Genomic DNA, 11,536 nt, shown 5'->3' on the forward strand with positions numbered 1-11,536 from the left:
ATCGCCACTGTCATCATCGTCATCTCCGATGTCGTCGTCTTCGGTATCGGGGTCGTCGTCTTCGGTATCGGGGTCGTCGTCCTCTCCTAGGCCTGTGTCGCTATCGTCTCCAACCTCGGTTCCGTCGTTATCGTCGCCGATGCCATTATCGGAATCGTCCTCACCCTCATCGTCGTCCGCATCGTCGTCATTTCCCGAATCACTTTCCCCATCCTCGTCGTCAGTGTCGTCTACGTCCTCGTCGCCGTCCGCGTCGTCGTCATTTCCCGAATCGTCCTCGTCGTCATCATTTCCCGAACCATCCTCCTCTTCTTCGTCTTCCGCATCGTCTTCGTCGTCCTGTTCCTCTCCGCTTTCGTCATTTCCCTCTTCGTCCTCCTCGCCGTCGTCATCCCCGTTTTCGTCACCTACGTCGTCTTCACCGTCTCCCTCGTCGTCTTCGTCATTTCCCTCTTCGTCCCCCTCATCACTATCGTCGGCCGGATCGTCGTCGTCGGCTGGATCATCATCGTCGTCAGCCGGCTCATCGTCGTCGACCGGGTCATCATCGTCGTCGGCCGGATCGTCGTCGTCAGCTGGGTCGTCATCATCGGCCGGGTCGTCATCGTCGACCGGGTCGTCGTCGTCAGCCGACTCGTCGTCATCGTCGTCGGCCGGCTCGTCGTCGTCAGCCGGCTCGTCGTCGTCAGCCGGCTCGTCGTCGTCAGCCGGCTCGTCGTCATCGTCCGGCTCGGCAGTATCGTCGTCGTCCTCCTCTGGCTCGTAGGACTCCTCGTCCAGATCGCCGATCTCGAGTTCGTACGAGGCCGTCCCCTCGCAGTTGCTCAGCGGGAACGAGTAGACGGCGGTCTCGCCTGGCTCCGGGCTCCGCTCGTCGGCAAAGTGAATGCTCGCGATCTCGGCGCCGTCCTCGTCGTAGATCCGGGCCTCCATGTCGACGGTGATCTCCTCGTCGCCGACGTTCTCGAGTTCGACGTGGACGTTACACTCGTCGCCCGGCGGGTCGTCCGCCCAGGTGAACGTGTGACGCAGGGCCTCGAGGGTGTCGCTGGCGGCGCCGGAGATGATCACCTCTCCCGAGACGGACTGGTCCTCGTACTGGTCCTGTTCGTCCTCGTCGCTATCGTCGCCGTTCTCCGAGCCCCCGTCTTCGTCGTCCCACTCCGCTGGCCCGTCCCCATCCCTGGCCGATTCGTTGTCCCCCTGCTCGTCCTCGTCGTCGATAGCGCTACAGCCCGCCAGGATGGCCGAAAGTGATACCCCCGCAGCCGTACTGAACTCGCGCCGGTTTAGATCCATGTGACTCTCGTAGTGACCGCCCGCTGATTGCCTCTCGATACGTATCCTCTGGACAGACGTTCGGAGCTCCCCCGTGTTTAGCTCGTCGGATCCGCCCGGAAGCGTTCAACGTACTGATATCACCGAGAGCTACTATTCCTTCTGCAAGCACTGTCAGCCGCTCAGGAAGAAACCGGATCGATCCGGTCCTCGCGGTCCGCCTCGTAGATCCGCGCGACCCGGTCGTCGAACCGGTCGAGGATGACCCGGCGTTTCTTCTTCATCGTCGGCGTCAGCATGTCGTTCTCCTCGGTGAACTCCCGCGGAACGAGTTCGAAGCGCTTGATCGTCTCGTGTTTCTCGAAGTTCTCGTTGACCTCGGCGACTGTCTCGCCGACGTACTCCCGGACGCGCTCGTCGTCGCACATCGCCTGCGGGTCCTCGGGGAGGTCGATCCCCTCCTCGGCGGCCCACTCGCGGACGTGATCCGTGTTGGGAACGAGCAGGGCGCCGACGAACTTCTCGCCGTCGCCGACGACCATACACTGCTCGACGACCTCGCTGGCCGCGAAGGCGTCCTCGATCGGACCGGGTGCGACGTTCTTCCCGGTCGAGAGGACGAGGATCTGCTTGACCCGGTCCCGGAACTCGATGAAGTCGTCAGGACGGAGGTGGACGATGTCGCCGGTGCGGAACCAGCGACTGCCGTCGTCGTCCTCGAGGAACGATTCTCTCGTCGCGCCCGGCTTGTTCCAGTACCCCTGGGTGACGTTCGGCCCGCTGACGAGCAGTTCGCCGACCTCGCCGGGGTCGTCGAACGTCTCCCCCTCGACGAGCGAGTCGTCGATCCGGACGTCGACGCCGGGAAGCGGCGGCCCGATGGTTCCGATCTTCGGCGCCTCGGGCGGGTTGACCGAGACGACGGGGGCGGTCTCGGTGAGTCCGTACCCCTCGTAGATCGGCAGCCCCATTGCGTGGTACAGCGTACAGAGCTCCTTCGAGAGGCTCCCGCCGCCGCTGATTAGGAGTTCGATCTCGCCGCCCAGCGCCTCGCGAACGTTCGAGAAGACCAGTTTGTCGGCCAGCGACTGCTTCGCGCTGAGGATCGGGCCGGGATCGTCGGTCTCCTGGTACTCGACGCCGACGTCGGTCGCCCACTCGAAGATCCGCTTTTTCGCTCCCGACTCGCTGGCCTGCTCGCGGATCGTGTCGTAGATCTTCTCGTAGACCCGGGGAACGCTCGTGGCCGTGTTCGGCTGTACCGTCCCGAAGTCCTCCTTGAGCGTGTCGGTGCTCTCGGCGTAGGCGACGCAGGCGCCGCTGGCAAACAGCAGGAAGTGGCCGGACGTGCGCTCGAAGACGTGTGCCAGCGGGAGATAGGAGACGGACTGAACGGTCTCGTCGATGACCGGCAGCTCGTCGTCCTTGTCCGGGCGCGGGCCGTAGCGCTTGCGAATCTGGTTGACGTTCGACCGGAAGTTCCGGTGGGTGAGCTGGACGCCCTTGGGCTGGCCCGTCGTTCCGCTCGTGTAGATGAGGCTGGCCAGGTCGTCCGTGTCGGGCGCGTCGAGCCACTCCTCGTAGCGCTCGAGGTCGAACGTCTCCTCGCCGCGGTCGTGGACCGCCGCGAGGGTCAGGACGTCGTCGCGGTCGTCGTACCCCTCGAGACGATCCATCGAAACGATGAACTCGAGGTCGAGGTCGTCCTCGACCTCGAGGACGCGCTCGACCAGCCGTTCGTTCTCGACGACGACGGCGGTGGCGTCGGGGTCGTCGAGGAGGTACCGGACCTGGTTGGGCGAGGAGCTCTCGTAGACCGTCGTGATGACCGCGCCCGCCGAAAGCAGCGCGAAGTCGGTCTGGGCCCACTCCATACGGGTGTCGGCGAAGATGCCGACGCGATCGCCCTGCTCGACGCCGAGGTCGCGAAAGCCAGCCGCGAGGTTCCGGACGACGTTTCGCATCTGGGTGTAGGAGATCGCCCGGAACTCGCCCGGGTCGGCGGGCTCGAGGACCGACTCGGTCAGCGATCGGTCGTAGATCCCGCCCTTGTACCGCTGTGCCGGCCGGTTCGGGTGGCGCTCGACGGCGTCGTCGAACATCCGTCCGAGCGTCGTTTCACCGATGACCTCGTCCTCGTACTCTCGTTCGGCGTCCCGCCAGTGCATACACGTGAGACAGTACCTCCCGAGCGATAAAACGTGATGAAACTGAACGCATCTGTCACCGCGTTTATTCGTGGGCTGAAACGGTGATCGCGTCGAAAACGGGCAATCGGGCGGTCCCGACAGTCAGTCCCGGTGATCCAGGTAGCCGACGACGCCGCGAACGTTCATGCCGGCCTCGGCGCCGGCTTTGTGCTCGCCCCAGGCGTCGCCCAGATCCGACCTCGAGGCGAAGTGCTCGACGAGCGCCTCGTCGTCCTCGAGCTCCCCGCGTTTTGCCTCGACGTCTCGGACCCACTCCTCGAGGACGGTCGCGTACGCCTCGAGGGCCGCCTCAGCGTCGTCGCCGACGTAGCGCGGGCCGAAGTGGGCGTAACAGAGCACGTCGGGATCGATCTCCTGGAGGGTCTCGACGTCCTCGAGACAGCGCTCGAGGTGGAAGTTCGACGGCGGCGAGGTCTCCCGGATCTCCTCGCGTTCGGGCACCCAGATCCCCGCGGCGTCGGCGGTAAACACCGCGTCGTTTTCGGGATCCTCGAAGACGACCTGGTGGGGGGCGTGGCCGGGCATCTCGTGAACCCGCAGCTCGTGGGTGCCGAGGTCGATCGCGTCGCCGTCCTGGATCTCGACGATCCGATCCTCGGGGATCGGCTTCGGGTCGACGTAGTACTGCCACTGGTCGCCGACCGCAGCCTTCGTCCCCGCGACCAGCCGCGAGGGATCCGCCAGATGGGACGTGCCGATCGGGTGGACGTAGACGTCGGCGTTCGGGCACGCTTCGGCGAGAAAGCCCGCGCCGCCGGCGTGGTCGAGGTGGATGTGCGTGACGGCGATGGCCTCGAGGTCCTCGGGCGCGATACCGATCTCCTCGAGCGCCTCGAGGATTCGCTCGTAGTTCGTCCCGATCCCGGTGTCGACGATCGCGGGTCGGTCGTCGTCTACGACGTAGACGGCGCCGTACCCGCTGGTCTCGTACATTCCCGTATCGACGTAGTAGAGGTCCGAACAGTCGCCGGCCGTGACCGGGCGGACGTCACCGATTTCCATACCGGTAGGCCGTGGGGAGATAAAATAAAAGCTGTCGTCCCGGCCAGGCTACCGGTCGCGCTGGTCCTTCCACTCGCCGATCCCCGACGGGTCGAGGTGGACGTGGGCGTCGCCGACGTCCTCGATCCCTCTGAGACTGGCGACCAGCTCCGATTCGATATCGTGGGCCCGCCGGAACGGCATGTCGCCGTCGACCTCGACGTGGACCTCGACCTCGAGGACGGGGCCGTCGTAGAAGACCGTGAGGTCGTGGATCCCCTGGACGTCGGGGTGGTCGCGGAGGATTTCGGTGATCTGGGTCCGTTTCGTCGGGCCGGGCGAGGCGCCGATGAGGTAGTCGACGTTCTCGCGACCGATCTCGACGCCCTGGTAGATGACGAGCAGGCTGACGAGCCCCCCGGCGATCGGATCGAGCAGGGGCTGGCCGAGCAGGACACCGATGACGCCGACGACCGCGGCGAAGGAGGTGTAGATGTCGTTCAGACAGTCCGTCGCCAGCGCCTCGAGCGCAGTCGAGCCGATCGACTCGTTGATGTACTCGGTGTAGCGGTAGACCAGATACATGTCGACGATCGCGAACCCGAGCGCGCCGAGCAGCAGGGGACTGAAGACGACGTCGACCCCGTAGGCGATCCCCTGTGCCGACTCGTACAGCAGGTTGAGGCCGAGCAGGGCGATGACCGCGCCGACGAACAGCGCCGTCAGCGGTTCGATCCGCTCGTGGCCGTGGGGGTGGGTGTCGTCGGGCTCGTCGAACGAGCTTCGGCCCCAGACGAGCACGACGAGGCTCGCGACGAGATCGGCGATCGAGTGGGCCGCGTCCGCGACGAGCGCGACGCTGCCGAAGGCCAGCCCCACGGCGCCCTCGACGACGATCTTGACGGCATTGCCGAGGACGTTCACCCACGACGCACGCGTGAACCCGTCGCGACCCCCCTCGTCGACCATACCCTGTTTAGAGACAATCTAAACTTGGGTCTTTTCCTTCCGAGTGGCGACCCCGCCTTCCACAATTCTCATTTGACTGGTGTGAGAACGAACGTCTATCCGGGCGATGGGGCCCGCCTGACGCAACCGCCGGTGACTCGTTCACCAGTTCGCAACGCACCGCGCCACTGCCGGACCGCGTGCGGACGACCGAAACGGCCGGCTGATGGTCCCTACCGAACGCTGTCAGCCATGACCGACCATCCGCTCGTCCGACTCGAGACGCTCGCACTGATCGCGATCGGCGGTTTCGCCGGCGCGAACCTCCGGTTTTTCGCGATCGGGCTACTCTCGGACGTCGCCGCCGTGTTACTCGTCAACGTCGTCGGGAGCTTCCTGCTCGGGTTCGTCGTCTACGAGGCCCAGTACACCGGTATCGTCGACCGGAAAGCCAGGCTGGTGTTCACGACCGGGTTTCTCTCCTCGCTGACGACCTACAGCACGTTCGCGGTCCAGACCGCCGTCGCCGCCGAGCCCTGGCTGCTCGTCGGGATCGTCGTCGCCAACTACGGACTCGGCTTCACCGGCGTACTCGTAGGGCGGAAACTCGCCCGCAAGGTCAGGGACCGACGGCCGACACCGGCCGGGGGTGAGACGGCGTGATCGGGCTCGAGTCGACGGCGTCTAGCCTCCTCGCTCTCGTCCTCGTTCTCGAGCCCGTCCTCGAGGACGGCGCGCTCGAGTTCGAGGCCGCCCACCTCGTCGGCGTCGGCGGCGCGATCGGCGCCCTGTTGCGCTACGCCGTCTACGAACGACTCTCGGACGAGCGCTACCCGTGGCCGACGCTGGTCGTCAACGTCGTCGGGAGCTTCGTCTTCGGCGCGGCGACGTTCGCCGGGGCGGGCGAGTCGGCCATCCAGTTCGTCGGGATCGGCATCTGCGGGGCGTTCACGACGTTCTCGTCGTTCTCGGTCGAGACGGTCCAGCTCTACGAGCGCGGGGATCGAAAACTCGCGGTCGCGAACGCCGCGGGGAACCTCGTGCTCTCGGTCACGGCGATCGGACTCGCTTGGGTGATCGCGAGTACAGCTCCGGGACTGTAGCACGCTCGGACGAGAGTCGTCGGCAGATCCCGTACGAACTCGAATTCGTCCCGAGCGAAGCGAGGACGACGGAAGCGATCCCCGGGACCTGCCGCCTGCTTGCTATCATTTCCCGATACGTTTAACAGTCGACTGCGAAAGATACTGCTATGAGCGTACGGGAGGAGTTCTGGTCGATCTACCGCGAGGCGCTTCCCATCCTGCTGGTCGCCCTCGGCGGCGGACTCTTCGCCGGCCTGGTGCTCGAGGGAATGGTCGAGAGCGTCGAACGGTTTCCGGGACTTCTGGTGATGATCCCCGTCTTTCTGGCCACTCGTGGCAACGTCTACGGAGCGCTCGGCGGGCGGATCTCGAGCGGGCTCCACCAGGGGCTGATCGATCCGAAGTTCGAATACGACCAGCGGCTCGTCAACGCGGTCACCGCCTCGTTTATCAACGGGATCGGAATCTCGGTCGTCATCGGCGTCATCACCTGGCTCGCGCTGTTGCTCCTGGGCTGGGAGGTCGCCGCGCTGTACGAACTGGTGGGTATCATGCTGATCGCCGGCGTGCTGACGTCGGTCGTACTCATCTTCGGCCTGCTGGCGCTGATCTTCGCCGGCTTCAAGTACGGTTACGACCCCGACAACCTCGTCGGCCCCATCGTGACGACGCTCGGTGACATCTTCGGGATGCTCTTTATGCTGTTCGCGATCGGCCTCGTGGAGGTGCTCGTCTGATGGTCGCCCCGAGTGGCTCGCTCGGGAGCTGGGAGGTCCGCAGTATCGTCGGCAACATGTTCCCGCTGCTGATCGTCCTCTGTGTGATCGTTCTCTGGGCGGGGATCACCCTCGAGGAGGCCGAAGAGATGCTCGAGCAGTACGGCATCTTGGCGATTATGGTGCCGACGATGGTCGACATGGGCGGGAACCTCGGCGCGATCCTGAGTTCGCGGCTCTCGACCCGGCTCCACCTCGGGACGACCGAGTTCGATCCCCGGGATCGGGAGCTGTGGGCGAACGTCGGCGCGGTGCTGGCGCTCGCGGCGACGATCTTCACCGCGCTGGCGTTCGGCGCCTACCTGCTCGGCGGGCTCATCGGCTCGACGCTCCCGCTGTCGACGCTGCTTTTGATCTCGCTGGTCAGCGGGATGTCCGTCGCCGTCATCGCGGTTCTGTTCAGCTTCGCGACGACCTACGCCTCCTACCGGCTGGGCGTCGACCCCGACGACACGACGATCCCGATCGTCACGAACGTCGTCGACGTCTTCGGGATGGTCATCTTCATCGGCGTCTCCGCGCTCGTGCTGGGATTCTAGACCGTCCCCCCGGTCTCGAGCGAAACGAATTCGGCGGGGAAAACGGATGTGTGCCACCCGTCCGTCGGACGTCTGACTGAACTTCAAGTGTCAGGGTGTGGGGGTTGTATGCATGGAAGTCGAATCGACTCGCGACGAACGAACGCCACGAGACGTTCCCCGAAACGCATTCGGAGGAACGCGAGCGGGCCGATGAGCTGGCTCGTCCGCGCGTTCCGAACGCGGGAGCGACGACACGCGACCGTTCCCTTGACGCTAGCGATCGTCGTCGTCGCGCTCGGCATACTGCTGTATCTCGAGCTCGTCACGATACTGCTCGCGTACGCCGGCTAGCTCGGGTCGCCGACGGCGGCCGACTACTCCGTCGCTCGAGACAGGTTTCCGAACGCCTCCGCGGCCGTCCGGGTCCCCTTCGAGATGAGCACGTCGCCGCCGTTGACCTCCGCGTCGGCGTCCCCGACCAGTAACCAGCCCTCGTCGGGCCGACGGATGGCGATCACCGACATCGTCGTCTCCGTGTCGGGGACGCCCGCGTCGATCGTCGTCCCGTCGAGGTCGCTGCCCGACTCAACCTCGATCCGAGTGATGATCTCGTCGCTCTCCTCGACGGCCATCCGGACGACTGGGTGAACCTCGATATCCCGGAACACGCCCTCGCTGAGATCGATCGCGGCGTCGCTGATGACCTCCGTGCTGGTGCCGAGGCGGATCAGTCCCCGCAGCGAGACCGGGTCGGGGGCGTCGGCCGCCGCTCGGAGCGTCCAGGCCTCGAAGCGGGACTGCATCGCGTCGACCTCGACCTCGAGGTTCCGAACCTCCTCGGCGAGCGCCTCGCTGTCGAACAGGACGCTGCTGTAGGCCAGGTCGATCGCCAGCTCCGAGAGGTTCTTCATGTGGATGATCGTGTCCACGGCCCGCTCGAGGTCGTCGATGTCCGGCGACTCGACCGCAGGGACCTCGTAGGCCGCCCCCGTCAGCGTCTCGTACACCTCCTCGATCGCCGTATCGGGACCGCGGAGGAAGGCGACGTCGTCGGCCGCGACCGTCGTCGTCGGACCGGGGTTGAGCAGCCAGTCCTCGCCGCGCCGGAGCGCGATCACGCGCACACCGGTCTCGGACTCGAGGTCGATATCCTCGAGCGTCCGGTCGGCGTACGGGGAGTTCGCGTCGACGACGCCCCGCACTAACACGCCGGCGGCCTCGGGCAGCGCCGCGCGCATCGCCTCGGGCAGCCCCATCTCCTCCAAGACGATCTTCGCGATGTCGCCGGCCGCGTCGCTGATCGTCCCCGTCGCGGCGACGATTCCGAGCACCGGCGCGAGCTGTTCGGCGTCCGAGGGGTTCCGCGAGGCCATCAGCAGCCCCATCCGGGCGCGCATCTCGAGGACGTCCATCTGGCGCTCGAGACGAAGCACCTCCCGCGCGAGGTCCTCGTTGCGGTGGAGGACGGCGGAGTAGGAGAGATCGATCAGCAGCTCCGCGGTATCTTTCATCTCGACGAGCACGTCCTTGACGCTGACGGGCTCGTACTCGATCGACACCGGCGACGGCTCGTCCTCGAACGGATCCATGTCCTAACCCACCAACCCGCGTCAAAAAAACGTTTCCCGCCGCCGAGTCGCGGGTTCACGAAACGACGCCTTCCGACACGGTTTTGGACCGGCGCGGAGAATCCACGGCCAATGATCGACCGGAGCCTCCTGCGCGAGGACCCCGAGGCCGTCCGCGACGCGCTCGACAACCGAGGTGCCGACGTCGACCTCGACGAGCTGATCGAGATCGACGAGCGCTGGCGCGAACTGAAAGCCCGCGGCGACGAGCTGCGCCACGAGCGAAACCAGGTAACCGAGCGAATCGGCTCGCTGGTCGCGAAAGGGAAGCAGGACGAGAAAGACGACGCGATCGAGGAGTCGAAGGAACTCAAAGCCGAGATCGAGGAGATCGAGGAGGAGGCGAACGAACTCGGCGGCGAGCTCCGGGAACGGATGCTCGAGATCCCACAGATTCCCGACGAGAGCGTTCCGCTGGGGCTCGACGAGCGACACAACGTCGAGGACCGACGCTGGGGGTTCGACGACCTGCGCGTCGACGCCGACGAGATCACCCCCCACTACGAGCTCGGCGAGGAACTTGACATCATCGACGAGGAGCGCGCCGCCAAAACGACGGGATCGGGCTTTTATTTCCTCAAGGGCGACGGCGCCCGCCTCGAGCACGCGCTGATCCAGTTCATGATGGATATCCACCGCGAGCAGGGGTACGTCGACCTCTTCCCGCCGGTCCCGGTCAAAAGCGAGTCGATGCGGGGTACCGGCCAGCTGCCGAAGTTCGCCGACGACGCCTACCGACTGGGCGGGAGCAACGAGGACGCCTACGAGGACGACGACCTCTGGCTCTGTCCGACCGCCGAGGTCCCGGTCACGAACATGTACGCCGACGAGATCCTGCTCAAGGACGACCTCCCGCTGAAACACCAGGCCTACACGCCGAACTTCCGACGCGAGGCCGGCGAGCACGGCACCGAGACCCGCGGGATCGTCCGGGTCCACCAGTTCAACAAGGTCGAACTCGTCAACTTCGTCGAGCCCGAGGACAGCTACGACCGCCTCGAGGCGCTGCTCGACGAGGCCGAGGAGGTGCTGCGTCAGCTCGACCTTCCCTACCGCATCCTCGAGCTCTGTACCGGCGATCTGACCTTCGCCTCGGCGAAAACGTACGACATCGAGGTCTGGGCGCCCGGCGACGACATGGACGACGGCCCCGAGGAAGGCGGCCGCTGGCTCGAAGTCTCGTCGGCGTCGAACTTCGAGGACTTCCAGGCCCGCCGCGCCGGGCTTCGCTACCGGCCTGAACGCCACGAGTCGGCCGAGTACCTCCACACGCTCAACGCCTCGGGGCTCGCACTGCCCCGCGTGATGGTGGCGATCCTCGAGTACCACCAGAACGAGGACGGCACCGTGACGATCCCCGAGGCGCTGCAGCCGTACATGGGCGGCCAGGAGGTCATCGAGGGCCACGAGAAGGTCGGCGAGAGCGCGCTCGGTGCGGGCGAGCGGGAGTAACGTCGTCGATCAGTAGGTCTCGACGGCGACGCCGAGCGTCTCGAAGTCCGCCGTATTAGCGGTCAAGACGGCGTCGTCGAGGACCTCGGCGACCGCGCCGATGTACGCATCGTTCGTTTCGACGCCGCTGTTCCCACCGTCCGCTTCGTCGGCGTTCGCGAGCAACGTACTCGCCGTTCGGGCGATTTCCTCGTCGACGTCGACTCGCGGATAGCCGAGCAGCGCGTTCGACACCTGCCGTCGTTCCTCCTCGCTTGCCGTACACGCGACACCGTAGTACACCTCGGCGACGACCGGTGTCGGGAGCCACTGCACCTCCCCGGTTTCCGTGAGGTCGTGTCCCGTCCGAATCGCTTCGGGAACTCCCTCCATCAGGTCGAACAGGTACGACGAATCGAGGATCACTCCTCGAACGCCTCCCGCGCTCGCGTCAGCCGCTCGTCGTCGCGTCCGCCGAACCGCTCGGCAGCCTCTCGAGCGTCGTCGACCTCGTCCGACGACAGAATACCTGCCAGTGCCTCCGGATCGGGTTCTCGAGTCAGGCGACGGAGCGTCTCGAACATCGTTTCGTCGTCCCGGTTGTGAGCTTTCACCCACGCGTGATACTCGTCGGGAACGCGAATCATCTTGGTCATGCCGTAAAACAGGATTTACACT

At 65.7% G+C, this 11,536-nt stretch carries 13 protein-coding genes, 1 pseudogene and 1 riboswitch; of the genes and pseudogenes, 7 read left to right on the forward strand and 7 right to left on the reverse strand.

The window, feature by feature from the left end; translation table 11 throughout:
• Positions 1 to 933 (reverse strand): annotated as a pseudogene (locus ACNA7R_RS05270) (hypothetical protein); the annotation flags it as partial.
• A gap of 42 nt (positions 934 to 975) precedes the next feature.
• Between ACNA7R_RS05270 and ACNA7R_RS05275 the strand changes: the two are divergent.
• A complete protein-coding gene (locus ACNA7R_RS05275) occupies positions 976 to 1,257 on the forward strand; it encodes a hypothetical protein (RefSeq protein WP_416282511.1) in 282 nt (93 codons plus the stop codon).
• A 203-nt stretch (positions 1,258 to 1,460) separates the two neighbouring features.
• On the opposite strand, the gene ACNA7R_RS05280 is transcribed toward ACNA7R_RS05275, so the two are convergent.
• The 3 genes from ACNA7R_RS05280 to ACNA7R_RS05290 form a co-directional block, all read right to left on the reverse strand.
• Positions 1,461 to 3,446, reverse strand: coding sequence for an AMP-dependent synthetase/ligase (locus ACNA7R_RS05280; protein WP_416282512.1), 1,986 nt, complete (start codon positions 3,444 to 3,446; stop codon positions 1,461 to 1,463).
• 123 nt (positions 3,447 to 3,569) lie between these two features.
• Entirely contained in the window at positions 3,570 to 4,490 is a 921-nt protein-coding gene (locus tag ACNA7R_RS05285) for an MBL fold metallo-hydrolase (RefSeq protein WP_416282513.1), read from the reverse strand.
• 48 nt (positions 4,491 to 4,538) lie between these two features.
• Complete coding sequence (locus ACNA7R_RS05290) at positions 4,539 to 5,438, reverse strand: cation diffusion facilitator family transporter (protein WP_416282514.1); 900 nt, start codon at positions 5,436 to 5,438, stop codon at positions 4,539 to 4,541.
• Between the two features lie 93 nt (positions 5,439 to 5,531).
• Positions 5,532 to 5,660: riboswitch (Fluoride riboswitch) on the forward strand.
• A 9-nt stretch (positions 5,661 to 5,669) separates the two neighbouring features.
• Here ACNA7R_RS05290 and ACNA7R_RS05295 point away from each other — a divergent pair.
• The 5 genes from ACNA7R_RS05295 to ACNA7R_RS05315 all read left to right on the forward strand — a co-directional run bounded on the left by ACNA7R_RS05295 (position 5,670) and on the right by ACNA7R_RS05315 (position 8,150).
• Positions 5,670 to 6,080 (forward strand): fluoride efflux transporter FluC, encoded by a 411-nt coding sequence (locus ACNA7R_RS05295; protein WP_416282515.1) that lies wholly within the window; start codon positions 5,670 to 5,672, stop codon positions 6,078 to 6,080.
• Complete coding sequence (crcB, locus tag ACNA7R_RS05300; RefSeq protein ID WP_416282516.1) at positions 6,077 to 6,520, forward strand: fluoride efflux transporter CrcB; 444 nt, start codon at positions 6,077 to 6,079, stop codon at positions 6,518 to 6,520. The genes ACNA7R_RS05295 and crcB overlap by 4 nt, the downstream gene beginning before the upstream one ends.
• Before the next feature lie 149 nt (positions 6,521 to 6,669).
• A complete protein-coding gene (locus tag ACNA7R_RS05305) occupies positions 6,670 to 7,239 on the forward strand; it encodes a magnesium transporter (RefSeq protein ID WP_416282518.1) in 570 nt (189 codons plus the stop codon).
• Positions 7,239 to 7,817: a magnesium transporter gene (locus ACNA7R_RS05310; protein ID WP_416282519.1), complete on the forward strand. Its 579-nt coding sequence runs from the start codon at positions 7,239 to 7,241 to the stop codon at positions 7,815 to 7,817. Before ACNA7R_RS05305 ends, ACNA7R_RS05310 begins: the two co-directional genes overlap by 1 nt.
• 192 nt (positions 7,818 to 8,009) lie before the next feature.
• Positions 8,010 to 8,150, forward strand: a complete 141-nt coding sequence (locus ACNA7R_RS05315; RefSeq protein WP_416282520.1) for a hypothetical protein — start codon at positions 8,010 to 8,012, stop codon at positions 8,148 to 8,150.
• 23 nt (positions 8,151 to 8,173) lie between these two features.
• Here the strand turns inward: ACNA7R_RS05315 and ACNA7R_RS05320 are convergent, their stop codons facing one another.
• Entirely contained in the window at positions 8,174 to 9,388 is a 1,215-nt protein-coding gene (locus ACNA7R_RS05320; protein ID WP_416282521.1) for a potassium channel family protein, read from the reverse strand.
• Between the two features lie 111 nt (positions 9,389 to 9,499).
• Here ACNA7R_RS05320 and serS point away from each other — a divergent pair, with 111 nt between their 5' ends.
• Positions 9,500 to 10,879, forward strand: a complete 1,380-nt coding sequence (serS, locus tag ACNA7R_RS05325; protein WP_416282522.1) for a serine--tRNA ligase — start codon at positions 9,500 to 9,502, stop codon at positions 10,877 to 10,879.
• Between the two features lie 9 nt (positions 10,880 to 10,888).
• Here serS and ACNA7R_RS05330 read toward each other — a convergent pair whose 3' ends face one another.
• Together ACNA7R_RS05330 and ACNA7R_RS05335 are read right to left on the reverse strand one after the other, a co-directional pair.
• Positions 10,889 to 11,284: a PIN domain-containing protein gene (locus tag ACNA7R_RS05330; RefSeq protein ID WP_416282523.1), complete on the reverse strand. Its 396-nt coding sequence runs from the start codon at positions 11,282 to 11,284 to the stop codon at positions 10,889 to 10,891.
• On the reverse strand, positions 11,281 to 11,514 hold the full coding sequence (locus ACNA7R_RS05335) for a hypothetical protein (RefSeq protein ID WP_416282524.1): 234 nt from the start codon (positions 11,512 to 11,514) through the stop codon (positions 11,281 to 11,283). Before ACNA7R_RS05335 ends, ACNA7R_RS05330 begins: the two co-directional genes overlap by 4 nt.
• Positions 11,515 to 11,536 lie beyond the last annotated feature (22 nt).

The sequence above is a fragment of the Natronococcus sp. genome (assembly GCF_047921035.1).
Lineage (GTDB): Archaea > Halobacteriota > Halobacteria > Halobacteriales > Natrialbaceae > Natronococcus.